The 22,592-nt window shown below is 45.0% G+C and carries 18 protein-coding genes and 2 tRNA genes; 18 read left to right on the top strand and 2 right to left on the bottom strand.

All coding sequences use genetic code 11. From position 1 onward, the window contains the following. Positions 1-34: 34 nt before the first annotated feature. Positions 35-2,107, bottom strand: a complete 2,073-nt coding sequence (locus tag DWX57_RS12760) for a GH25 family lysozyme (RefSeq protein ID WP_120124578.1) — start codon at positions 2,105-2,107, stop codon at positions 35-37. Between the two features lie 169 nt (positions 2,108-2,276). Continuing rightward, complete coding sequence (locus tag DWX57_RS12755) at positions 2,277-4,859, bottom strand: fibronectin type III domain-containing protein (RefSeq protein ID WP_120124575.1); 2,583 nt, start codon at positions 4,857-4,859, stop codon at positions 2,277-2,279. A gap of 247 nt (positions 4,860-5,106) precedes the next feature. Here DWX57_RS12755 and DWX57_RS12750 point away from each other — a divergent pair, with 247 nt between their 5' ends. The 18 genes from DWX57_RS12750 (at position 5,107) to DWX57_RS12665 (ending at position 22,423) form a co-directional block, all read left to right on the top strand. Then, positions 5,107-6,018, top strand: coding sequence for a DUF1189 family protein (locus DWX57_RS12750; protein WP_120124573.1), 912 nt, complete (start codon positions 5,107-5,109; stop codon positions 6,016-6,018). A gap of 55 nt (positions 6,019-6,073) precedes the next feature. Then, positions 6,074-7,819 carry a pyruvate kinase gene (gene pyk / locus DWX57_RS12745; protein ID WP_015533853.1) on the top strand — a complete coding sequence of 582 codons (1,746 nt, stop codon included), beginning with the start codon at positions 6,074-6,076 and terminating at the stop codon, positions 7,817-7,819. Positions 7,820-7,973: 154 nt separating this feature from the next. Next, positions 7,974-9,335 (top strand): C40 family peptidase, encoded by a 1,362-nt coding sequence (locus tag DWX57_RS12740; protein ID WP_117874608.1) that lies wholly within the window; start codon positions 7,974-7,976, stop codon positions 9,333-9,335. A 216-nt stretch (positions 9,336-9,551) separates the two neighbouring features. After that, positions 9,552-10,079: a ribosome hibernation-promoting factor, HPF/YfiA family gene (gene hpf / locus DWX57_RS12735; protein ID WP_022215810.1), complete on the top strand. Its 528-nt coding sequence runs from the start codon at positions 9,552-9,554 to the stop codon at positions 10,077-10,079. A 166-nt stretch (positions 10,080-10,245) separates the two neighbouring features. Next, entirely contained in the window at positions 10,246-12,819 is a 2,574-nt protein-coding gene (gene secA / locus DWX57_RS12730) for a preprotein translocase subunit SecA (RefSeq protein ID WP_120124571.1), read from the top strand. Positions 12,820-12,842: 23 nt separating this feature from the next. Further along, positions 12,843-13,955 carry a peptide chain release factor 2 gene (gene prfB, locus DWX57_RS12725; RefSeq protein WP_118758112.1) on the top strand — a complete coding sequence of 371 codons (1,113 nt, stop codon included), beginning with the start codon at positions 12,843-12,845 and terminating at the stop codon, positions 13,953-13,955. Positions 13,956-14,081: 126 nt separating this feature from the next. Then, positions 14,082-15,281: a homoserine dehydrogenase gene (locus DWX57_RS12720; protein WP_117550604.1), complete on the top strand. Its 1,200-nt coding sequence runs from the start codon at positions 14,082-14,084 to the stop codon at positions 15,279-15,281. Between the two features lie 133 nt (positions 15,282-15,414). Next, positions 15,415-16,620 (top strand): aspartate kinase, encoded by a 1,206-nt coding sequence (locus DWX57_RS12715; protein ID WP_022215807.1) that lies wholly within the window; start codon positions 15,415-15,417, stop codon positions 16,618-16,620. A 202-nt stretch (positions 16,621-16,822) separates the two neighbouring features. Further along, positions 16,823-17,302, top strand: coding sequence for a deoxycytidylate deaminase (locus DWX57_RS12710; RefSeq protein WP_015533858.1), 480 nt, complete (start codon positions 16,823-16,825; stop codon positions 17,300-17,302). 62 nt (positions 17,303-17,364) lie between these two features. Next, a complete protein-coding gene (tsaE, locus tag DWX57_RS12705; RefSeq protein WP_055223209.1) occupies positions 17,365-17,802 on the top strand; it encodes a tRNA (adenosine(37)-N6)-threonylcarbamoyltransferase complex ATPase subunit type 1 TsaE in 438 nt (145 codons plus the stop codon). Next, positions 17,799-18,524, top strand: a complete 726-nt coding sequence (tsaB, locus tag DWX57_RS12700) for a tRNA (adenosine(37)-N6)-threonylcarbamoyltransferase complex dimerization subunit type 1 TsaB (RefSeq protein ID WP_022215805.1) — start codon at positions 17,799-17,801, stop codon at positions 18,522-18,524. The genes tsaE and tsaB overlap by 4 nt, the downstream gene beginning before the upstream one ends. After that, the gene (gene rimI, locus DWX57_RS12695; protein WP_118758114.1) at positions 18,517-18,975 is read left to right on the top strand and encodes a ribosomal protein S18-alanine N-acetyltransferase; all 459 of its coding nucleotides are present in this window, start codon (positions 18,517-18,519) and stop codon (positions 18,973-18,975) included. The genes tsaB and rimI overlap by 8 nt, the downstream gene beginning before the upstream one ends. A gap of 138 nt (positions 18,976-19,113) precedes the next feature. After that, positions 19,114-19,329, top strand: a complete 216-nt coding sequence (locus DWX57_RS12690) for a hypothetical protein (protein ID WP_015533862.1) — start codon at positions 19,114-19,116, stop codon at positions 19,327-19,329. 40 nt (positions 19,330-19,369) lie between these two features. Next, on the top strand, positions 19,370-20,284 hold the full coding sequence (locus DWX57_RS12685; RefSeq protein ID WP_120124568.1) for a ribonuclease Z: 915 nt from the start codon (positions 19,370-19,372) through the stop codon (positions 20,282-20,284). Positions 20,285-20,311: 27 nt separating this feature from the next. Beyond that, a complete protein-coding gene (gene tsaD / locus DWX57_RS12680; protein ID WP_022215803.1) occupies positions 20,312-21,334 on the top strand; it encodes a tRNA (adenosine(37)-N6)-threonylcarbamoyltransferase complex transferase subunit TsaD in 1,023 nt (340 codons plus the stop codon). A 54-nt stretch (positions 21,335-21,388) separates the two neighbouring features. After that, on the top strand, positions 21,389-22,162 hold the full coding sequence (gene ispD / locus DWX57_RS12675; RefSeq protein ID WP_119998573.1) for a 2-C-methyl-D-erythritol 4-phosphate cytidylyltransferase: 774 nt from the start codon (positions 21,389-21,391) through the stop codon (positions 22,160-22,162). Between the two features lie 46 nt (positions 22,163-22,208). Continuing rightward, positions 22,209-22,294 (top strand) — tRNA-Ser (locus DWX57_RS12670). A gap of 40 nt (positions 22,295-22,334) precedes the next feature. Further along, positions 22,335-22,423: transfer RNA gene (locus DWX57_RS12665), tRNA-Ser, on the top strand. Positions 22,424-22,592 lie beyond the last annotated feature (169 nt).

Here is a 22,592-nt window from a genome sequence, read left to right as displayed (position 1 = left end):
AGGTATGATGCCTATTTTGTTGTTTGAATTAAGACTAGTTTATTCTTATGAAATCGGATCTTACATATCCGGTGTATTTCTTTGAGCCCTTGGTGTAAGTGATCTTATACCACGCATTCTTGCCGGAATATTTGCAGCCGCTGATCTTGACCTTTGATCCTCTGGCAAGTTCCCGGATGATACGTTTGTTGGTTCCTGCCCCTGCCCTGAGACGGACCTGGCTGTCAATGACTGTTCCGCTCAATGAGCTGGCTTTTGCGGGAGCTTTTGAAATGTCGCCATATACTATCGAACCATTGACATTCTTATATGCAAGAATCCTGTAGCCGAAGCCACTCTTCAAAGCAGGAAGTATACAACTGGTTGTTTTGTAAGAGGATATTTTCTTTACTCTTGTGTATTTGTTATGGGCAATATCATATTTGTATATGATGTAGCCGGATACATTTGAAAGCTTCTGCCAGTGCAGATAGCGATACGAACCGAGAGGAGTATACTTAAATGAAGATGTAAAGGTTCGTGGCTTTGTACATTTGCTGAACTCCAGGCGGTTGCTGTACATGATCGCACCGTTGTATTCATAATACGCCCTCACGCCGAATTTGTATGTTGTGGCGGGAGAAAGTCCGGTAAAGTTATAACTTCTGGATTCGTCGCCTATGCATCTTGCAATTCTGTCATATTTACCAGTGGACGTGTTGTATTTGTACACGAAATAGCCTGTGACTCCGGAAATCTTGCTCCAGCGGACATTAATGGAACTGGAAGTCCTGTCTGCTATTGCGGCCTGGGTAGGCATGTCCGGGGCGGTATCGAAGATTGGAGGTTCAGGATCTGTCGATGCAGTTACAGCCTCTGCATAGGTGGCGGTGCAGCTATATTCTTGCGAGTAAGCCCCGAATACAGTGCCGGTATTTAATTTATGGTATCCGCGCACCATGTAGGTATATTTTTTACCGCTGGTGAGACCGTTATCAGTGTAGGTCAGAGTGCCGGCCCCCTTTGTTGTTCCGATCGACACATATTTTCCTTCGGCCTCATCGTAACGCACTATCTGATAACCATATACCTCAGGAACCTTATTCCAGGTGAGAGTTATGGATGAGCTGGTCGATGACTTAAATGTGAGTTTTGTAGGTGCTGCCGGTGTATTTACATATTTGAAATCGAGATCCGTCGGATAGCTTATTCCGGCGACGGTTCCGTTGTCATCGTACTGCCAATATGAATGAGTGGTGGTCAGCGTGTCTGAATCGTTGTACTGCGCATTCCATATTGGGTATTTGTTGTTTATACTGGTGATGTTCATGTCATCGGTTATAACACTTTTGCTCGCATACAGCATGCCCACGTAGCCACTTGCTTCCACTGTACTGCAAAAAGTGTTGATGACCGTGGTGGCAGCGCTTTTGGACAGGTGCGCATTGTAGAGCCTGCCGGTCAGTCCACCCTCCCATGCGTATTCGTAGTCCATGACGATGGGAAGTGTAAGGTTGTAAGAGGATACGATGTTCAAGGTGTATGCCGCCTCCTGCCTGGCCTCGGTGGCGTTTATGGCCTGAGAGTAGAAGTACGCTCCGACATCAATCCCTGCCGCAGTTGCATTCTTGACATTCTCAGCAAATTTAGAGTCGACGAAATATGCACCTGAACCATAGTACCTTCCTCCAGCCCTGATAAAGGCAAATGTAACGCCGCTGGATTTTACCTTGCTCCAGTTGATGGAACCGTTCCACTCCGATACATCTATCCCCTTCATGACAGTGGAGTTCTTGAACTGGGATGCGTGTGTATATGTTGTCGATGAGAGCGTGGCAACACCATAAGGATTAGCGCTGTCTGACTGCTTTTGCAGCTGCCTTATCGTCTCAGGATCGTTGCCGTAAAGACTATAGATGTGGTCGATCTCAGCATTGCTCAACTGAGTGTAGTCAAAGTTACCTTCATCCACAACCTCCTGGACCTCAGATTTTGTGGAGGTTGTAGATATAGAGCTTGTGTCGGCCGCATATACTGTGGCAGAGTGGAAGATATTATCTGCCGCAGCCAATATAAACATTCCAAGAGAAATAGTGAAAAGTTGTTTAAGTAATCGTTTTGTCTTCATGTAAGCCTCCTAATACAAATATTACAATTATATTACAAAAAGATTATTAAAATATTATTAATAAAGGGCCTGCATGAGAAAAATATTGAGAAAAAATATAAAAAAATAGGGAAAAGCAGGAGATACAAAGTATGTATGCTTTTCCCTATTTTAATTATAAGTATAAGAATTACTTGACACGTATGAAATCAGATCTTATATAGCCGGTATATTTTCTGGAGCCTCTGGTGTATGTGACCTTATACCAGATATATCTTCCAGACTTTGCATAGCCGGAGATCTTGACTTTTGAACCCCTTGCAAGCGTTCTGACTACTCTGCTGTTTGTTCCGGCCTTTGCACGGAGGTTTACGCTGCTGTCAGTGATCGTTCCGGTAAGAGATGTATTCTTGACCGGTGCATTTGACATTGCTCCGTAGTATATCTTGCCGTTGTACTTCATGTAAGCAAGAACACGGTAACCGTAGCCTCTTCTGAGGCTAGGAACAAAACAGAAATTTGTCTTGTTGGATGTTATCTTCTTAACTCTTGTGTATTTGTTTGCCTTCTGATCATACTTGTATACGATGTAGCCGTCAGCGTATGACAGCTTTGACCACTGGAGGAATCTCTGCGATCCAAGTGGTGTGTATTTGAAGGATGATGTAAAGGTTGCCGGGAGAGTGCAGGAGCTGAAATCCTTGCGGTCACTGAAGCCTGTGAATCCATTCCGCTCTGTGTATGCTCTCACTCCAAATTTGTATTCTGTTCCGGCTTTAAGTCCTGTAAATGTGTATGTTCTGTTGCTGCTTCCGCTGATACGTGCCACCTGCTCAAATGACTTGCTGGACGTATTATATTTGTATACCGTGTAGCCCGTGGCATCAGAAATCTGTGTCCATCTTATGGTCACGGATTTGGCTGTCCTTGATGCGGTTGCGATCTGGGAAGGAACAGCAGGTCCGGTAAATCCGCTCACTGCGCTGGCTGTCTCTGTGTAGTGGTATGTTCCATTTTTCTTGTAATATGCACATACCGTGTAGCTGTACTCGGTTGAATGAGGAAGTCCCTTGTGTGTGTATGTGTCAGTAGACTTGGAAGAGATCTTTGCAAGCCTTGTCCAAGTAGCATTGGATGGCTCCCATACATATACGATATATCCGTCAACATTTTCCTGCTTATTCCACTTCAGTGTAAGTGAGCTTGTGTAGGCTGAAGTGATCTTGAGCCCTGTAACCTCGCCTGGGTCGGTGGTTATGGTCTTGGCATCTGACAGAACGTGCCAGATGGTGTTGGTATCAGTTGTTGTGTATGCGCGTACCTTGTAGTTATATTTTGTGCCAGGATTGAGCTGGCTGTCGGTAACGTCGCAGTCGTCAGGAGAATTGGTCGTGGCAATCGTCTCGTAGCTGCCTGATGAACCGTTGCTTCTGTATACTCTGTATCCTGTTGCTGCAGGGATAGGTGACCATGAAAGTTTTACAGATGTAGGCGCTGTAACTGTAGCCGCAAAGTTCTCTATGGTATCAGCTATTGTAATACCGGTACACTCTGCTGAGTAGGTTCCGTAGATGGCTCCTGAGCTCAATTTGTAATATCCGCGTACCTTGTATGTATACTTTTTACCGTCCTGAAGATTCTTATCTGTAAATGTAGTCGTTCCGGCACCCTTGGCAGTTCCCACGGAGACGTATTTATCTTCGGAGCTGTCGTAACGCACGATCTGGTAAGCATAGACCTCAGGGATCTTCGTCCATGTCAGTGTGATAGTGGAGTCTGTGCACGCTGACTGTGTCAGAGATGAAGGCGCGGCAGGAGATTTGACATATCTGAAATTCATATCAGTTGCATTGCTGATTCCTGACACCTTGCCGACGTCGCTGTACTGCCAGTATGAATGTTTCACTGTGAGAGTGTCCGTGTCGTTGTACTGGGCATTCCATATAGGATATGACTGTGCGATCGAAGATGCGTTCATGTCGTCTGTGATGACAGTCTTGCTGGCGTAGATCATGCCTACGTAGCCCTTTGATTCAACTGCCGCACAGAATGCTTTTATGACATTTGTAGCTGCGCTCTTGGAAAGGTGGGCGTTGTACAGACGACCGCTCAGACCTCCATCTTCCCATGCGTATTCATAATCCATGACAACGGGATAAGTTATGTTGTAGCCTGAGATCAGGTCGGTAGTGTATTTGGCTTCTGTCTTGGCCTCCGATGTGCTGATGGCCTGTGAGTAGAAGTACACACCCACGTCAACACCTGCATTCAGTGCATTTTTGATATTATCCTTGTATGTAGAATCGATGAAATATTTTCCTGAACCGTAGTAGCGTCCGCCCACACGTATGAATGCGTAGGATATTCCTGCGGCTTTAACCTTTTTCCAGTTGATGTTGTCGCCGTTCCACTCGGATACGTCTATGCCCTTGATGACTTTGTAGCCATCAAACATGGAAGAGTGGGTATATCTGGCACTCAGCGTAGCTATATCGCCGGTGGCGTTGTAATCGGATTGACGCTGGAGCTGTTTGATGGTTTCGGGATCATTATTATACAACTCGTATATGTGATCGATCTCTGTACCGTCCAGCTCTGTGTAGTGGAAGTTTCCATCGTCCACCACCTGCTGTACATCCTCCCTCGTCGATGTAACGCTTATGTCGGACATGTCTGCGGCATAGGCTGTTTCGGGCACGTTGCCGGCAAATGCGAATACACTTATACCCAGAGCAGCGCCCAGAATTATCCTGGTAAATTTTCTGATAATCATGAATTCCTCCCGTTTTGTAAAAAGTTTTTAGCACAGTTTACATAATATAATGTACGCTATGAAAAGTCAATAAAACTGCACTGATTTGTTACGAATATATTACAAAATGCTTATTAAAATCCAGCTAAAACATAAAGCCTGAATGAAAAACAAGAAAAAAGTCGGTAAAGGTTGATGTTTTTCATATTAAATACATAAAGTCTATGTTATAATTAGCAGGCATATGAAATTTGGAGGACAATAACTGTTGGATGATAAAAAAAGAGTTGGATTTTTAGGCGCGCTGAAGAACATGTTCGTAGGTGTCGTAAAACCGGAAGCTTATTACAGAAATGGACGATTTGGACGGATGTCATCGGCGATGCTGATAACATTTATCATGAGCACACTGACTTATCTGGTGATATTCTTTATTCCATATAACCAGTTGTTTGGCGGCGGAAGGTTTGCGGACAGGATAGACCGGAATATGGAGAATTTTTCACTGACCGGAGATGGTTTTTACTACGATGGGATATTCGACTGGTCGGATGATGAGAACATGTCCTACATAAAGATCGACACATCGAAGACGAAAGTGGATGAAGCTGTTGCAAGAGACCTTGCTGCAGACGGCGGGTATCGTACCGTATTCATCATATCAGCGGATGAGATACTCACATATAACTCAGGAAAAACACAGATCATAAGATGTAAGGATATATATGAATCCCTGAATGAGACATATGGATTCAAGGCTGTTACAAAGCAGGATGTGATCGATCTCATAAATAAGCTCGACACACCAGTGCTTGTGCTTGCATGGGTATTTCAGATAATTGTTGGATTTGTGCTCACGTTGTTCTGGTCACTGCTCATAACGGTAGCGGGACTGATAGCGGCATCCATGAAGAAGATAGAGGTATCATTTGGCACTATTTACAAATCTGCCATATATATAAGGTTATTATGGTATTTCCTCATGATGGTCATTGCAACATACATATGGCCGGCGAAGAGAACGATGGGGATGCTGGCGCTTTTCATATCTGTGATATACATATTTGCCGCTGTATCGCAGTATCATAAGAATACCCCAGATGACGATCCACAGGAAGGTCCGGCACAGGTAGAACAGAATGATCTGGCGCAGGAATTTGCCCAGTATGAGCAAAGGTAAATAATTATAGAACACATTCAAATACAATATATAAAACAGTAGGAGGAGTATTCATATGAATTTGAGAAAGACAAAGATAATTTGTACATTGGGACCGGCGACGGACGATGATGAGGTGCTCAGAAAGCTCATGATCGAGGGTATGGATGTTGCCAGATTCAATTTTTCTCATGGTGATCATGCCCAGCACAGGAAGAACAAGGACAGAGTGGAGAAGCTTCGTGAGGAGCTTGGACTTCCGGTTGCAACACTGCTTGATACTAAGGGCCCGGAGATAAGGGTTGGGGACTTCAAGGAGGGCAAGGTTGAACTCGTAGAAGGACAGACATTTACACTGACGACAGAGGATGTGGTGGGCGACCAGGCAAAGGTATCCATTACATACAAGAATCTTGTGAACGATGTCAAGCCGGGAGATACCATACTCATCGATGACGGACTTATAAATATGAAGATAGAGAAGGTTACTGATAAAGATATCGTGTGCCGCGTGGAGAATGGCGGACCTGTATCAAACCACAAGGGTGTAAATGTTCCAAGAGTTAACCTCACCATGCCATACATAAGCGATGTAGACAGGGCGGATATAATCTTTGGTATTGAGAATGATTTCGATTTCATCGCTGCATCATTTGTAAGATCAGCCGACGATATACTTGAGATCAGGAAGATCCTTGACGAGTATGAGTGTGACAATATCAATATCATCGCCAAGATTGAGAATATGCAGGGCGTTGACAATATAGACGACATAATCAGAGTGTCCGATGGAATCATGGTCGCAAGAGGAGATATGGGTGTTGAGATACCTCTTGAGGATGTGCCTATCATCCAGAAGATGATCATCAAGAAGGTATACAATGCGGACAAGCAGGTCATAACAGCTACACAGATGCTTGACTCCATGATGATACATCCAAGACCTACCAGAGCAGAGGCGACAGATGTTGCAAATGCCATATATGACGGAACAAGTGCAATCATGCTCTCAGGAGAGACCGCAGCGGGCAAGTATCCGGTTGAGGCTCTTCACACCATGAAGACCATCGCAGAGAGAGCAGAGCGAGACATAGATTACAACAAGAGATTCTTCAACAGGGATGCGGTGCAGAATCCTGATATAACGAGTGCTATATCACATGCGACATGTACAACGGCCATAGACCTTGCAGCGGCAGCCATCATCACTGTTACCAAGTCAGGAAAGACAGCGAGAATGCTCTCAAAGTACAGACCAAAATGTCCGATCATCGGATGTACCCCTGTTAAGAAGGTTGCCAGACAGATCAATCTTTCATGGGGAGTTCAGCCTCTTCTTATAGGTGAGGAGAACAACACTGACGATCTCTTCGAGCATGCTGTTGATGCGGCAAAGAAGCACGGCTATGTTAAGGACGGTGAGGTGACTGTAATCACCGCCGGAGTCCCACTTGGCGTGACCGGCACGACAAACCTGATAAAGGTACACGTTGTAGGACATATCCTTGTAAAGGGCTTCTCTATAAATGAGAGATCTGCAACCGCACCGCTCTGTGTATGCGAGTCAGAGGATGAGCTCATCAAGAACTATAAGGATGGAGACATAATCGTCATAAATGAGACCAGCAACAGGATCATGGATCAGCTCAAGACTGCATCTGCGATCGTGTGTGAGAAGAACGGGGGCAATTCACATGCTGCCATAGTCGGACTCAGCCGTGACATACCTGTTATCCTGGGTGCACAGAACGCGACTAAGATCCTTAAGTCGGGCTCTATAGTTACTGTAAATGGCGAGGATGGAGTTGTAATTTCAAACTAGTACATGTAACAAATATGTAACAAAAAATAAATATAAACGTATAAAACAACGCCTCCTGTGTTGACAAATGTAATCATTATTGCTATACTACAATAGATTTGTAACAAAGATGTAATAATTGTTGCGTTAAGATCAGCACAGGAGGTTTTTTATAATGTCTAAAGCAAAGTCATTTAAGAAGACTATAGTTGTTGCTGCAGCGGCAGGAATGATGATCACCACTTCCATAGGAACGGTGAGCGCGGGACAGATATACAGCGATTCAACTGTAGGTATTTCATCTGCATTTGACAGATATGCTAACACCCTTGCGGGCAATGATAAAAACGCAGGCGATGCTGCAAAGGCGGCAACGTCCACAGATGCACAGAAGACTACAGCATCCGCAGGAAAGAATGCTGCGGAGACCAAGAAGGACAAGACAAGCGAAGAGAACAAGGTGAAATATCCTGATTTCAAGGATAAGTGTCTTGTTGCCACCGAGGATTATGTGAATATAAGATCGGGAGCCGGAACTGATTCAGATGTAGTTGGTATCATAGGGAACAATGGAATAGCAACCATAGAGAAGAAGGGCAAGGAGTGGACCAAGGTCACATCAGGTGACTGTACAGGATACATAAGGAATGACCTGCTTCTTTTTGGAGATGATGCGGGAGCCTATGCCGAGGCGAACTGTCCGAAGCAGGTAACTGTCAATACAGAGACACTCAACGTAAGAACAGAGGCTGATGTGAACTCCGACTGTATAACACAGGTTGGATCAGGCCAGAGCTTTGATGTCATATCACAGGATGACAAATGGGTGCAGATAGCACTTGACGACGAGACGAATGGTTATGTCAGCACTGAATTTGTAGATGATACATATGCATTTGCAACTGCCAAGTCCATGGAGCAGATCCAGGCAGAGCTTGATGCGAAGGCTGCGGAAGAAAAGGCGGCAGAGGAGCAGGCAAGACAGGAACAGGAGAGCGCAGACGAGGCAGAAGCTGAGGACGCATCAGATGACAGCCAGAGCACAGAGGATGATTCCTACACGCCAGATCAGCCGGATACAGATTCTGCAGATCAGTCATCGGATACATCAGACGACACATCATCTGACAGCAGCGATTCAGACGATTCACAGAACAATGTAGTGGCACCGAGCGGCCAGACAGGAATAGACCTTGCGAACTTTGCAACACAGTTTGTGGGTAATCCATATGTATATGGCGGATCGAGCCTTACGGATGGAGCTGACTGTTCAGGCTTTGTCATGGCTGTATACGCTCAGTTTGGATATTCACTTCCACACTCAGCGGGAGCACAGTCACAGTATGGAACAAGAGTAGACACTTCAAGTCTTGAGCCTGGAGACATACTTTTCTATGGAGACAGCTCTATAGAGCACTGCGCTATATATATCGGAGACGGAATGATAGTACATGCCAGCACAGAGGAGACCGGTATCAAGATATCCTCTGCATTCTACAGAGATCCGCTCTGTGCAGTCAGAATCATAGGACAGTAGACAAGCTGTATATAATAGGGTATAATGAATACATTGAAGCGCACATGGTATACATGTGCGCTTTTTTGTGTAAAATGGCGAAAACATGACAGCGAAAATAAATAAAGTTGTCAATATGCACATAAAAATACGTCAAATATATTGAAAAAAAGACTCGTTGTGGTATAATGGTCATATCAATTTGGATCATATCCAAAAAAGAAGGAGTTGGGCATCATGAATTACATAATCAGCGGTAAGAACATTGAAGTTACAGAAGGACTTAGAAATGCAGTACAGGACAAGCTCTCAAAGCTTGAGAAGTACTTTGCGGCTGATACTGGCGCACAGGTCACATTCAGCGTTGAGAAAGATAGACAGAAGATAGAGGTAACGATTCCTATGAAGGGACATATCATCAGAGCCGAGCAGGTGAGCGATGACATGTATGTTTCGATCGATCTCGTTGTAGAGGTTATTGAGAGACAGGTTACCAAGCATCGTAAGAAGCTCATTGACAAGGAGCAGAATGTAGCATACCTGAACGATGCATTTGTCGACGAGGACGTTGAGGATGATGACGATATCAAGATCGTGAGAACTAAGAAGTTCGAAGTAAAACCTATGTATCCAGAGGATGCATGTATCCAGATGGATCTGCTTGGACATAATTTCTATGTATTCAGGAATGCAGAGTCAGATGAGGTCAATGTCGTATACAAGAGAAAGGGCGGCACATACGGAATCATCGAGCCTGAATATTAAGATCAGATATTGGCAAAGGCACAGTTAATATAAGTGCCGATGATAATTGAATATAGTATTTTAAAGGAGACTTTCGGTTATAGAAGGTCTCCTTTTTGCTTGATATAAATGTCATATGATGTTAGAATGTACCCTGAATAACGATAGCTAGGAGGTCAAAAACAACATGGGTTTGTTTGAGAAAATATTTGGAACGCACAGCGAGAAGGAATTGAAAAAGATCAATCCTATAGTTGATGCGATAGAGGCACTCGACGAGAAGATGCAGGCACTTTCAGATGAAGAGCTGAGGGGCAAGACACAAGAGTTTAAGGACAGACTTGCTGCCGGCGAGACGTTAGACGATATATTGGTAGAAGCATTTGCGGTTGTGAGAGAGGCTGCATACCGTGTACTTGGAATGAAGCATTACAGGGTACAGCTCATAGGAGGAATAGTTCTCCATCAGGGAAGAATCGCAGAGATGAGAACGGGAGAAGGAAAGACACTTGTATCAACACTTCCTGCTTATCTGAATGCCCTTGAAGGAAAGGGTGTCCATGTTGTAACTGTCAACGACTACCTGGCAAAGCGAGATGCTGAATGGATGGGGCAGGTGCATGAATTCCTCGGACTTAAGGTCGGAATCATACTCAACAGTTCCACAACAGACGAGAGACGTGAGGCGTATAACTGCGATATTACATATGTTACCAACAACGAGCTCGGTTTCGATTACCTGAGAGATAACATGGTAATCTACAAGGAGAAGCTTGTTCTGAGAGATCTTCACTACTGTGTAATCGATGAGGTGGATTCAGTCCTTATCGATGAGGCACGTACTCCTCTTATCATATCCGGTCAGAGCGGCAAGTCCACAGAGCTCTACAAGATGTGTGATTACCTTGCGAGACAGATGAAGCGAGGTGAGGGTGATGGAGAGATATCCAAGATGGATATGCTCATGAAGACAGAGATAGAGGAGGATGGAGATTTCCTTGTAAATGAGAAGGACAAGTACGTCATGCTCACTGCAAATGGTGTGAAGATGGTAGAGCAGTTCTTCCATATTGACAACCTCTCAGACCCTGAGAACATGGAGATCCAGCACAATATCATCCTGGCACTCCGTGCACATAACCTCATGTTCAGAGACAGAGATTATGTGGTGAAGGATGATGAGGTACTCATCGTTGATGAGTTTACCGGACGTATCATGCCCGGACGTAGATTCTCAGATGGTCTGCATCAGGCTATAGAGGCAAAGGAGAATGTAAAGGTCAAGAGAGAGAGCAAGACTCTTGCAACGATCACATTCCAGAACTTCTTCAACATGTTTGACAAGAAGGCAGGTATGACAGGTACAGCCCAGACAGAGGAAGAGGAGTTCAGAGAGATCTATGGAATGGACGTTGTTGTCATTCCTACGAACAGACCTATACAGAGAATAGATCAGCCGGATTCTATATTTAAGACTAAGAAAGAAAAGCTCAATGCGATCGTTGAGCAGATTAATATAAGTTACAGAAAGGGCCAGCCGGTGCTTGTCGGTACGATCAATATCGACGCATCAGAGGAACTCAGTCATATGCTGTCCAAGAGAAAGATACCTCACAAGGTGCTCAATGCCAAGTTCCACGAGCTTGAGGCTGAGATAGTTGCAGACGCTGGACAGAAGAATGCGGTAACCATCGCGACTAACATGGCAGGACGTGGTACTGATATCAAGCTCGGCGAGGGTGTTGCAGAGCTCGGAGGACTCAGGATCATCGGTACAGAGAGACACGAGAGCAGACGTATCGATAATCAGCTCCGTGGACGTTCAGGACGACAGGGAGATCCGGGAGAGTCAAAGTTCTATCTGTCACTGGAAGATGATTTGATGAGACTTTTCGGATCAGAGAGAGTTATGTCAGTGTACGATACCCTTAAGATACCTGAGGGCGAGGAGATAGAGCATAAGACTATTTCCAACTTCGTAGAGAAGGCACAGAAGAAGATCGAGGGTAACAACTTTGCAATAAGAAAGAATCTTCTTGAGTATGACCGTGTTAACAACGAGCAGAGAGAGATCATCTACAAGGAGCGTAGACGAGTTCTTGACGGCGAGAACATGCACGAGGTTATCCTCAAGATGATAAAGGATGATATAAATGCAGCAGTAGATCAGGTATGCTCATCGGAGACAGCACCTGAGGATTGGAATCAGGTAGAGCTGGATGACATGATAAGGGGCATAGTTCCATTTGCTGAGCCGGTTACACTTACCGAAGAGGAAATCAGAAAGGCAGATATCAGCGAGCTTAAAGACAGACTGTACAATGAAGCTCTGGAACTCTATGCTGCCAAGGAGGAAGAGATCGGTGATCCTGATCAGATGAGAGAGATCGAGCGAGTTATCCTTCTCAAGACTATAGATAGAAAGTGGACAGACCATATCGACGACATGGATAACCTGAGACAGGGAATCGGACTCAGATCCCTTGGACAGAGAGATCCTGTTGTAGAATACAAATTTGCAGGATATGATATGTTCAACGACATGACAGCAGCAATCCGTGAGGATACCGTTAAGCTTCTTCTCAGAATAAAGGTTGAGCAGAAGATCGAGCGTGAAGAGGTGAACAAGGTTACAGGAACCAACAAGGACGATACCGTTTCAAAGGGACCTGTAAAGAAAGCCAAGAAGATTGGAAGAAATGATCTCTGTCCATGCGGAAGCGGTCTGAAGTATAAGAACTGCTGTGGCAAGAATGCATAAATAAGTTATACAGGAGAAGCTTAGTGATAGAGTTGGATGAGTTCAGGGCGGCGATGGCCTCCTACAGGGAGCCTTTGGAGGAGGTCAAGTCATCTCTGGATATTGAGAATAAAACAGACAGAATAGCAAAGCTTAATTATGAGATGGAACAGCCAGATTTCTGGGATGATATCGACAGATCCCGTGAGGTATCAAAGGAACTGAAGGGACTTCAGGATCTGGTTGACAACTATAAGAAGCTTGAGAATGACTATGTGGACATAGATACACTGATCCTGATGGCGGAGGAGGAGAATGATCCGAGTCTTGTGCCTGAGATAGGGGAGCAGATAGATATATTTACGAAGGAATTTGAAGAGTACAGGATAAATCTTCTCTTCACTGACGAGTTCGATGACTGTAATGCGGTACTCACTCTTCATTCGGGAGAGGGCGGAACAGAGTCCTGTGACTGGGCGAGTATGCTGTACAGAATGTATACCAGATGGGCAGAAAAGCACGGCATGAGTGTTGAGGTGCTCGATTTCCTTGAGGGAGATGAGGCTGGTATAAAGTCTGTCACCATTCAGATAAATGGACAGCATGCATATGGATACCTCAAGTCAGAGAAGGGAGTTCACAGACTTGTCAGGATATCGCCGTTTAATTCAGCGGGCAAGAGAATGACTTCGTTTGCATCCTGTGATGTCATACCGGATATAGAGCAGGATCTTGAGGTCGATATCAGGGATGAGGATATAAGAATAGATACCTACAGATCGAGTGGTGCAGGTGGTCAGCATATCAATAAGACATCATCGGCCATAAGAATCACACATTATCCTACCGGTATAGTTGTTCAGTGCCAGAATGAGAGATCACAGCTCATGAACAAGAATAAGGCTATGCAGATGCTGAAGTCCAAACTTTATCTTTTGAAGAAACAGGAGAATCTGGAGAAGATTTCGGACATCCGCGGAGAGGTAACTGACAATGGTTTTGGAAGTCAGATAAGATCGTATGTGCTCCAACCGTATACCATGGTCAAGGATAAACGTACATCCTATGAGAATTCAAATGTATCGGCGGTTCTCGATGGAGATCTTGATGGATTTATGACAGCCTATCTCAAATGGGTGAATAAGGTTGAGGTGTAGCAGCACATGAGAGTCATTTGATGATAAGAAATTAGTCTTTGACAATGACGCTTTATACTGATAAAGTAATGACGTACTAAACTTGCATTATTATGCAGAAAAAGGAGATAAGAAGGAGATAAAAACATGGTGAATATAGCAGTATTAGGTTATGGTACAGTGGGTTCAGGAGTTGTGGAAGTGATTAACACCAACCATGATATTGTTAACAAGAGAGCTGGACAGGAGATAAACGTTAAGAGAGTGCTTGATCTCAGGGAGTTTCCTGGGGATCCTGTCGAGAACATTCTCACCCATGATTTTGAAGATATACTTAACGACGATGATATAAGCGTCGTTGTGGAGGTTATGGGAGGTGTTGAGCCTGCATATACATTTGTCAAGAAGTGTCTGCTTGCCGGCAAGAGTGTGGCAACCTCCAACAAGGAGCTTGTGGCCGTTCATGGACCTGAGCTTATAAAGATTGCCAGAGAGGGCGATATCAATTTCTTCTTTGAAGCATCAGCAGGCGGTGGAATTCCTGTTATAAGACCACTTAACACATCCATAACTGCGGATGATGTTACGGAGATCACAGGAATACTCAATGGTACAACGAATTACATCCTAACCAAGATGGATAAAGAGGGGGCTGACTATGCGACAGTGCTGAAGCAGGCACAGGAGCTCGGATATGCGGAGCGCAATCCTGAGGCTGATGTAGAGGGTGGCGATGCGTGTAGAAAGATAGCTATACTTACATCTCTCGTATATGGCAAGAACCTGGATTACAACAGGATACATATGGAGGGAATAACCAGGATAACAACAGATGATTTCAAGTATGCGGATAAGATGGGCTATTCTGTAAAACTTGTCGGAACAACCAGAAAAACAGACGGCAAGCTATATTCATATGTTGCCCCGGTCATGCTTCCACATGACAATCCGCTGGCAAAGATAGATGATGTATACAATGGCATACTTGTACATGGTAATGCACTTGACGACGTAATGTTCTACGGCAAGGGCGCCGGAAAGCTTCCAACAGCGTCTGCGGTTGTATCAGACGTTATTGATGCAGTGAAGAATGCGGGAAGACATGTTCCTATCATATGGGAGGACGAAGAACTTGAGATGGGTACATTTGCGGACTCAGAGAGCAGATTCTTTGTCAGAACAGATGAGAAGGATGAGGCTGCCATCAAGGCGGTATTTGGTGATGTTGAGTATGTCGATTCTGATCTCGATGAAAAGGCATTTGTTACAGCAGTGATCACAGAGGGTGAATTTGAGGCACGTTGCAATAAGATTGGTGTCAAGAGTGCTCTTAGAGTGCTGGATTAGTACAATATTATTCAATGACCTTGCAATCCTAGTGGAATTGCGGTATTTTACAAAAGGCTTATTTCTTTTTACCGGACCGCTCCGGTGAAGAGTTAAATATACAAATTTTCAAATGAGCGATCAGGAGGACAATATGTTAATAGTAAAGAAGTTTGGTGGTACTTCTGTTGGAAATACCGAAAGAATCTTTAACGTGGCCAAAAGATGTATTGAGGACTGGCAGAGGGGGAACGACGTAGTCGTAGTTCTGTCTGCGATGGGTAAATACACAGATGAGCTGATAGATATGGCTAAGCAGGTAAATGAGAATCCACCTAAGAGAGAGATGGATATGCTTTTTACAATAGGTGAACAGATGTCCGTATCGCTTATGGCTATGGCTATGAATTCTCTTAAAGTTCCTGCAATCTCTCTGAATGCATTCCAGGTGGCAATGCATACAACTTCAGTGTATGGCAATGCGCGTCTGAAGAGAATCGATGTTGAGAGAATAAGACATGAGCTGGAGCAGAGAAAGATAGTTATTGTCACAGGATTCCAGGGAATTAACAAGTATGACGATTACACAACTCTTGGTCGTGGTGGTTCAGATACAACGGCTGTTGCACTTGCAGCGGCACTTAACGCTGATGCGTGTGAGATATACACAGATGTGGATGGAGTATATACAGCAGATCCACGTAAGGTAAAGACCGCACGTAAGCTGGATACGATAACATACGATGAGATGCTTGAGCTTGCTACACTTGGAGCAGGCGTTCTGCACAACCGTTCAGTTGAGCTTGCAAAGAAGTTCGGCGTTCAGCTGGTTGTTCGTTCAAGTCTCAATTTTTCAGAGGGTACAATAGTTAAGGAGGATACTGGAATGGAGAAGATGTTAGTTAGTGGAGTTGCAGCGGATGCAGATTCAGCGAGAGTGGCAGTTGTAGGATTAGAGGACACACCGGGTGTTGCATTCAAGCTTTTCAACCTGCTTGCAAAGAATGACATCAATATAGATATGATACTGCAGTCAGTAGGAAGACATGGAACAAAGGATATTACATTCACATGTAGTGATGAGAATGCAGACAAAGCAGAGGAGATCATCAAGAACAACATAGGCAAGTTTGAGAGCATAGATGTCAACAAGAATGTTGCAAAGGTTTCTATCGTTGGTGCAGGAATGCAGTCAAATGCAGGTGTTGCAGCCAAGATGTTCGAGGCTCTCTATGATGAGAATATCAACATCAGAATGATCTCAACATCAGAGATCAGAGTTACAGTTCTCATCGACGAGCAGTATACAGAGCGTGCAATGAATGCGATCCATGACAAGTTCGCACTCGGCGATCGTTAATTCTAACAGAATCATATGAAGTTCTGTTCTGCAGGACCTTACAATATACGCCGGGGGAAACTCCGGCTTATATTATCATAAGGGGGAACCGCCGTTAAGGCGGGGGATTCCTTATGATGAAGCAGACGCCGCGCGGAGCGCCTTTCATGCGTCTGCACCCGTAGATAAGGGGGATATAAAAGAAGTTGAAAGGAGTCAGGGTATGAAGAGAACAGATTACATATCGTGGGATCAGTATTTTATGGGCATTGCGATGATGTCGGCAGAGAGAAGCAAAGACCCGTCAACGCAGGTTGGCGCGTGTATAGTGGACAAGAACAACAGAATTCTGTCCATGGGATATAATGGTATGCCGGCAGGATGCGACGATGACACAATGCCGTGGGGAAAGTCTGGAGCCCCGCTTGACAACAAATATTTCTATGTATGCCACGCGGAGCTGAACTCTATTCTTAATTACAGAGGCGGCAATCTCAAGGATGCGATCATATATTCTACTCTGTTCCCGTGCAATGAATGTGCCAAAGCTATTATTCAGTGCGGTATAAAGGAAGTAGTGTATATGTCAGACAAGTATGCGATGACAGAGAGCACCATAGCCTCCAAGAAAATGTTTGACATGGCTGGTGTTGCATACAGACCATTTGAAGCAAAAGGCAGGAAGATCACGCTCAATCTTTAGAGTTAACAGAATAGTTCCGGAATACCGGAGAGAACACATATGTATGACAGACAGGAGAGAATATGGTCATAGAGAGTAATAGCAAGGAAGAAACCTACAATGCAGGAGTGCAGCTTGGACAGAATGCAGCTCCTGGCCAGGTGTACTGTATATATGGAGATCTGGGAGTTGGCAAGACGATAATATCCCAGGGGGTGGCAGCTGGACTTGGAATCACTGAAGTGGTGAACAGCCCTACTTTCACTATTGTGAAGGAGTATGACGAGGGCAGATTGCCTCTGTATCATTTTGACGTGTACAGGATCGGCGATGTGGACGAGATGGATGAGATAGGCTACAATGAGATGGTGTATGGAGATGGAGTATGTCTTATAGAGTGGGCTAACCTCATTGAGGAGATATTACCTGGCACATACACCAGAATCGATATAGAGAAGGACCTTTCAAAGGGCCTTGATTATAGGCGTATTACGATAGAAGAGAGGCATGATCAGATATGAAGATCTTAGCATTTGACAGCTCAGGACTTGTGGCGAGCGTTGCCATAGTCGAGAACAATAATTTGATAGCTGAATATACAACCAACTACAAGAAGACACATTCCCAGACACTGCTTCCTATGCTGGAAGAGATCGTGAAGATGACAGAGACGGACAAAGAGAGCTTTGATGCGTTGGCTGTTGCTGCAGGACCGGGATCATTTACAGGACTCAGGATAGGCTCAGCGACGGTCAAGGGACTTGCACTTGCATGGAATATACCGGTTATTGCGGTGCCGACACTTGAGGGGCTTGCATACAATGTGTGGGGAACTGACAGACTTATCTGCCCTATCATGGACGCGAGAAGAAAACAGGTGTATACGGGACTTTACAGTTTTAACAGTGATGACAGGCTTGAGACGATAATGGATCAGACTCCTATGGATATTGCCGACCTTATAGACCAGCTCAATGAGAGAGGGGAAAAGGTTATATTTGTGGGAGATGGAATAGATGTGTATGCTGATGTTTTGAAAGAGAAGATGACGGCAGACTATGCGTTTGCTCCGGCACACATGAATAAGCAGAGAGCTGGCTCGGTGGCAGCCGCAGCCCAGGTGAGATATGCAGCCGGACAGTATGAGGAGGGGGATACATTTGCTCCTGAATATCTCAGACAGTCACAGGCAGAGCGGGAGAGAGCTGAAAAGGCAAAACTGGAGAATGATGGACATGAATAGTTGCTTTTTTCATGTACGCCCGAGACTGGCAGATATGAAAGACCTGGCCGGGATAGCTGCACTTGAGATGGCGGTGTTTTCGCATCCGTGGAATGAGGAGATGGTGTCCTCATCTATACAGGGGACATACGATCATGTCAAGATCCTTGAGACTTCTGAAGGAGAAATCGCCGGCTATATCATATATTCGGCGGTGTGTGACAGTGCAGATCTGCTCAGGGTAGCAGTGAATGCCGGATCAAGACGTCGTGGCATCGGCTGTAAGCTGATGGAAGCCATGATCGATGACTGCAAGGACAGGAATGTGCAGAGCATATTTCTGGAAGTCAGGGAATCCAACGCTGCTGCGATAGCTATGTATGAGCAGTTTGGATTTATAAAAATTTCTACAAGAAAAAAATACTACGACTCACCGGTGGAGGATGGTCTGGTTATGCAAAAACAGTTGTAGTAATAGATATATGCAGAATATACAGTGCGTGGAGACCACATTTGCACGGCTGGAAAACATTGTCGGTATATTCTGTGAAGGATCTAGCTTATAATCAGACTCATAACAGGGCTGCATACAGTCGGACAGGAGATAAATATGAGTGAGATCAGATGTAATAGGTGTGGAAGGATAATTGTATTTGGAGATATGCATAACAAGGAGGATTACGTCCTTATTCAGAAGGAGTGGGGATATTTCTCGCGCAAGGATGGCAGAAAATACACACTCAGGATGTGTGAGGACTGTTACGACAGACTTGTAAATGAATGTGTCATACCTCCAAGGATAGATGATGTGACAGAGTATGCATAGAGTATGCATATAGACTCTGCCTTAGAAATGGAGATAGAAGATGATAGACGTATGTCTTTTGGGGACCGGAGGGATGATGCCGCTGCCATACAGGGCACTTACATCTCTCGTGGTCAGATATAACGGACACGAGATGCTGATAGACTGCGGAGAGGGAACCCAGACCTCAATGCGTCAGCAGGGCATGATAGGCTTTAAGCAGATAGATGTGATCTGCTTCACACATTTTCATGCAGATCATATAAGCGGATTGCCGGGGCTGCTGCTCACGATAGGCAATGCCGAGAGAACGGAGCCACTTCTTATGGTTGGCCCAAAGAGACTTGAGAAGGTAGTCAATTCCCTAAGGGTTATAGCGCCTGAGCTTCCGTTTGAGATCAGGTTCCAGGAGCTCTCGGAGGCTGAGGAGAGCTTTATGTGGGAGGATCTCAGGGTGGATGCATTCAGGGTGAATCACAATGTGACATGTTATGGATATTCCCTTTCGCTTCCAAGAACTGGAAAATTCAGCGTGGACAGAGCTAGAGAGAATGAGATTCCAATGAAATACTGGAATGGCTTGCAGAAGGGCAACACATACGAGGAGGATGGACACATATATACTCCTGATATGGTGCTTGGTCCTGACCGCAAGGGCCTGAAGCTCACATACTGCACAGATACCAGACCGACCCCCCTTATAGAGAAGTATGCAGCCGGATCAGATTTGTTCATATGCGAGGGTATGTACGGCGAAAAGGAGAAAGAGATAAAAGCCATAGAGCATAAGCATATGATGATGCAGGAGGCTGCGGTCATAGCGGCAAAGGCAGATGTGGGGGAGATGTGGCTTACACATTACAGTCCGTCGATGGCAAAACCGGCGGTGTTTATGGATGAGATAAGAGAGATATTCCCGAGAACTATTGCAGCAAAGGACAGGACGACAACAACGCTCAAGTTTTCGGAGGAGTAGAATAGATCGACAAAGGTGAGATGAATTATGGAGAAAGATGTAAAGATACTGGCTATAGAATCCTCATGTGATGAGACATCCGCAGCGGTTGTTGTGAATGGAAGAAACGTACTGTCAAATATAATATATTCACAGATAGATATCCATACACTTTATGGAGGCGTTGTGCCGGAGATAGCTTCGCGAAAGCACATAGAGAAGATTACACAGGTCATAAGACAGGCGCTCAAAGAGGCAGAGTGCACACTGGATGACATAGATGCGGTTGCAGTCACATATGGACCGGGGCTTGTTGGTGCTCTTCTCGTTGGTGTGGGAGCAGCCAAGGCCATAGCATTTGCAAAAGATATACCACTTGTTGGTGTGCATCATATAGAAGGTCATATAGCAGCGAATTATATAGAGAACAAGGAGCTTGAGCCTCCGTTCATGTGCCTTGTTGTGTCAGGAGGTCACACACATCTTGTAAAGGTAGTCGATTACGGCAAGTTTGAGATACTGGGAATAACCAGGGATGATGCGGCAGGAGAGGCATTTGACAAGGTAGCAAGGGCTATAGGACTGGGTTACCCGGGAGGACCGAAGATAGATCGTAAGGCGAAGGAGGGCAATCCTGACGCTATAGAATTTCCAAGGGCAAAGGTGGCAGAATCAGCCTATGACTTCAGCTTCAGTGGCCTGAAGTCCGCAGTGCTCAACTATATCAATCAGGCTCATATGAGAGACGAGCAGATCAATGAGGCCGATGTGGCAGCATCGTTCCAGAAAGCAGTAACGGAAGTGCTCACAGAGCATGCGGTTGCTGCGGCAAAGGAATACCATATGGATAAGATAGCCATAGCTGGCGGAGTTGCGTCCAATTCTGCTCTCAGAGCCAGCATGAAGGCGGCCTGTGAGAAGGCTGGGCTTACATTGTATCATCCATCGCCGATACTGTGCACGGACAATGCGGCCATGATAGGTGCGGCGGGATACTACGAATACATAAATGGAACAAGACATGGATGGGATCTGAATGCCATACCAAACCTCAAGCTGGGTGAGAGATAACCAGCCTGGTCAAGTGTGTGATGGTGTCAGACTACTACTAGGGAGAAGATGAACATGGGCGATGCGGATAATGCTGATTACAAGGAATCAAATATAGAAATCTTTGATACAGTGGATGAAGTAAAGGTCACGGCAATAGTCCTTGCAGCCGGAAAGGGCAGCAGGATGCACAGCGATATACCTAAGCAGTTTATGACGCTGGGGGATTATCCCGTACTGTATTATTCGCTCAAGGCCTTTCAGGACAGTCCGATTGATGACATAATCCTTGTCACAGGTGAGGATTATGTAGAATATTGCAGAAATGACATAGTAGACAGGTACAACATCACCAAAGTCAGGAAGATCGTGACCGGTGGGGCAGAGCGCTATGACTCCGTACATAATGGACTTATTGCGGCGGATGGTGCGAAGTATGTACTCATCCATGATGGTGCGAGACCATGCATAACCCAGAAAATCATCACAGATTCCATAGATGCAGTAAAGATATATTCTGCGTGTACAGTAGGTGTACCCGTGAAGGATACCATCAAGATAGTAGATGAGGATCAGATGGGAGTGGATACTCCTGATAGATCCAGGCTGTGGCAGGTTCAGACTCCACAGAGTTTTAACAGGGAACTTCTGCTTACCTGTTATGATGGACTGGCGCATGACAAATGTCAGGTTATAACGGATGACACAATGATAGTGGAGCGTTATAGCAGCGTCAGAACGAAGGTGATAATGGGGGCGTATGAGAACCTGAAAATCACCACTCCTGAGGATTTAAAAATTGCTTCGAATTTTTTGAAAAAAGATGTTGACACAAAGATGGTAAAGTGATAATATGTACAAGTCGCCGGTTGATGGCGACGAACAAAAACAACTTGGAGAGATATCGAAGCGGTCATAACGAGGCGGTCTTGAAAACCGTTTGTCCGAAAGGGCGCGAGGGTTCGAATCCCTCTCTCTCCGCTGGCTTTCATACATAATGAAAGTTCAAGCGCTTGATACTGGAGAAGTACCCAAGCGGTTGAAGGGGCTCCCCTGGAAAGGGAGTAGGCCGTTAATAGCGGCGCGAGGGTTCAAATCCCTCCTTCTCCGTTAGACATACTTAGTATCAGAGCTATATAAGAACCTTGAAAAATTAACAACATGACAACCCTGAAATTCCAAACAAGAATTTCAAGAACGTCGGATCAGAGATGATATCAAAGATCCAACAAACCAATAACAGTAAAGATGGTTAGGAAAAATACAAGCTAGTATGATT

Source organism: Coprococcus sp. AF19-8AC, from assembly GCF_003603115.1.
Lineage (GTDB): Bacteria > Bacillota > Clostridia > Lachnospirales > Lachnospiraceae > Coprococcus > Coprococcus aceti.
The sequence above is the reverse complement of the archived record's forward strand: the minus strand, read 5'-3'. Positions and strand labels throughout refer to the sequence as shown.

Excerpts from the sequence above, each read along its gene's own strand:
- tsaB (WP_022215805.1), top strand. The coding sequence starts at position 17,799 with ATGAAGATCTTAGCATTTGACAGCTCAGGACTTGTGGCGAGCGTTGCC.
- DWX57_RS12715 (WP_022215807.1), top strand. The coding sequence starts at position 15,415 with ATGTTAATAGTAAAGAAGTTTGGTGGTACTTCTGTTGGAAATACCGAA.
- tsaD (WP_022215803.1), top strand. The coding sequence starts at position 20,312 with ATGGAGAAAGATGTAAAGATACTGGCTATAGAATCCTCATGTGATGAG.
- secA (WP_120124571.1), top strand. The coding sequence starts at position 10,246 with ATGGGTTTGTTTGAGAAAATATTTGGAACGCACAGCGAGAAGGAATTG.
- pyk (WP_015533853.1), top strand. The coding sequence starts at position 6,074 with ATGAATTTGAGAAAGACAAAGATAATTTGTACATTGGGACCGGCGACG.
- DWX57_RS12755 (WP_120124575.1), bottom strand. The coding sequence starts at position 4,859 with ATGATTATCAGAAAATTTACCAGGATAATTCTGGGCGCTGCTCTGGGT.
- ispD (WP_119998573.1), top strand. The coding sequence starts at position 21,389 with ATGGGCGATGCGGATAATGCTGATTACAAGGAATCAAATATAGAAATC.
- DWX57_RS12710 (WP_015533858.1), top strand. The coding sequence starts at position 16,823 with ATGAAGAGAACAGATTACATATCGTGGGATCAGTATTTTATGGGCATT.
- DWX57_RS12740 (WP_117874608.1), top strand. The coding sequence starts at position 7,974 with ATGTCTAAAGCAAAGTCATTTAAGAAGACTATAGTTGTTGCTGCAGCG.
- DWX57_RS12760 (WP_120124578.1), bottom strand. The coding sequence starts at position 2,107 with ATGAAGACAAAACGATTACTTAAACAACTTTTCACTATTTCTCTTGGA.
- DWX57_RS12690 (WP_015533862.1), top strand. The coding sequence starts at position 19,114 with ATGAGTGAGATCAGATGTAATAGGTGTGGAAGGATAATTGTATTTGGA.
- hpf (WP_022215810.1), top strand. The coding sequence starts at position 9,552 with ATGAATTACATAATCAGCGGTAAGAACATTGAAGTTACAGAAGGACTT.
- DWX57_RS12685 (WP_120124568.1), top strand. The coding sequence starts at position 19,370 with ATGATAGACGTATGTCTTTTGGGGACCGGAGGGATGATGCCGCTGCCA.
- tsaE (WP_055223209.1), top strand. The coding sequence starts at position 17,365 with ATGGTCATAGAGAGTAATAGCAAGGAAGAAACCTACAATGCAGGAGTG.
- DWX57_RS12720 (WP_117550604.1), top strand. The coding sequence starts at position 14,082 with ATGGTGAATATAGCAGTATTAGGTTATGGTACAGTGGGTTCAGGAGTT.
- rimI (WP_118758114.1), top strand. The coding sequence starts at position 18,517 with ATGAATAGTTGCTTTTTTCATGTACGCCCGAGACTGGCAGATATGAAA.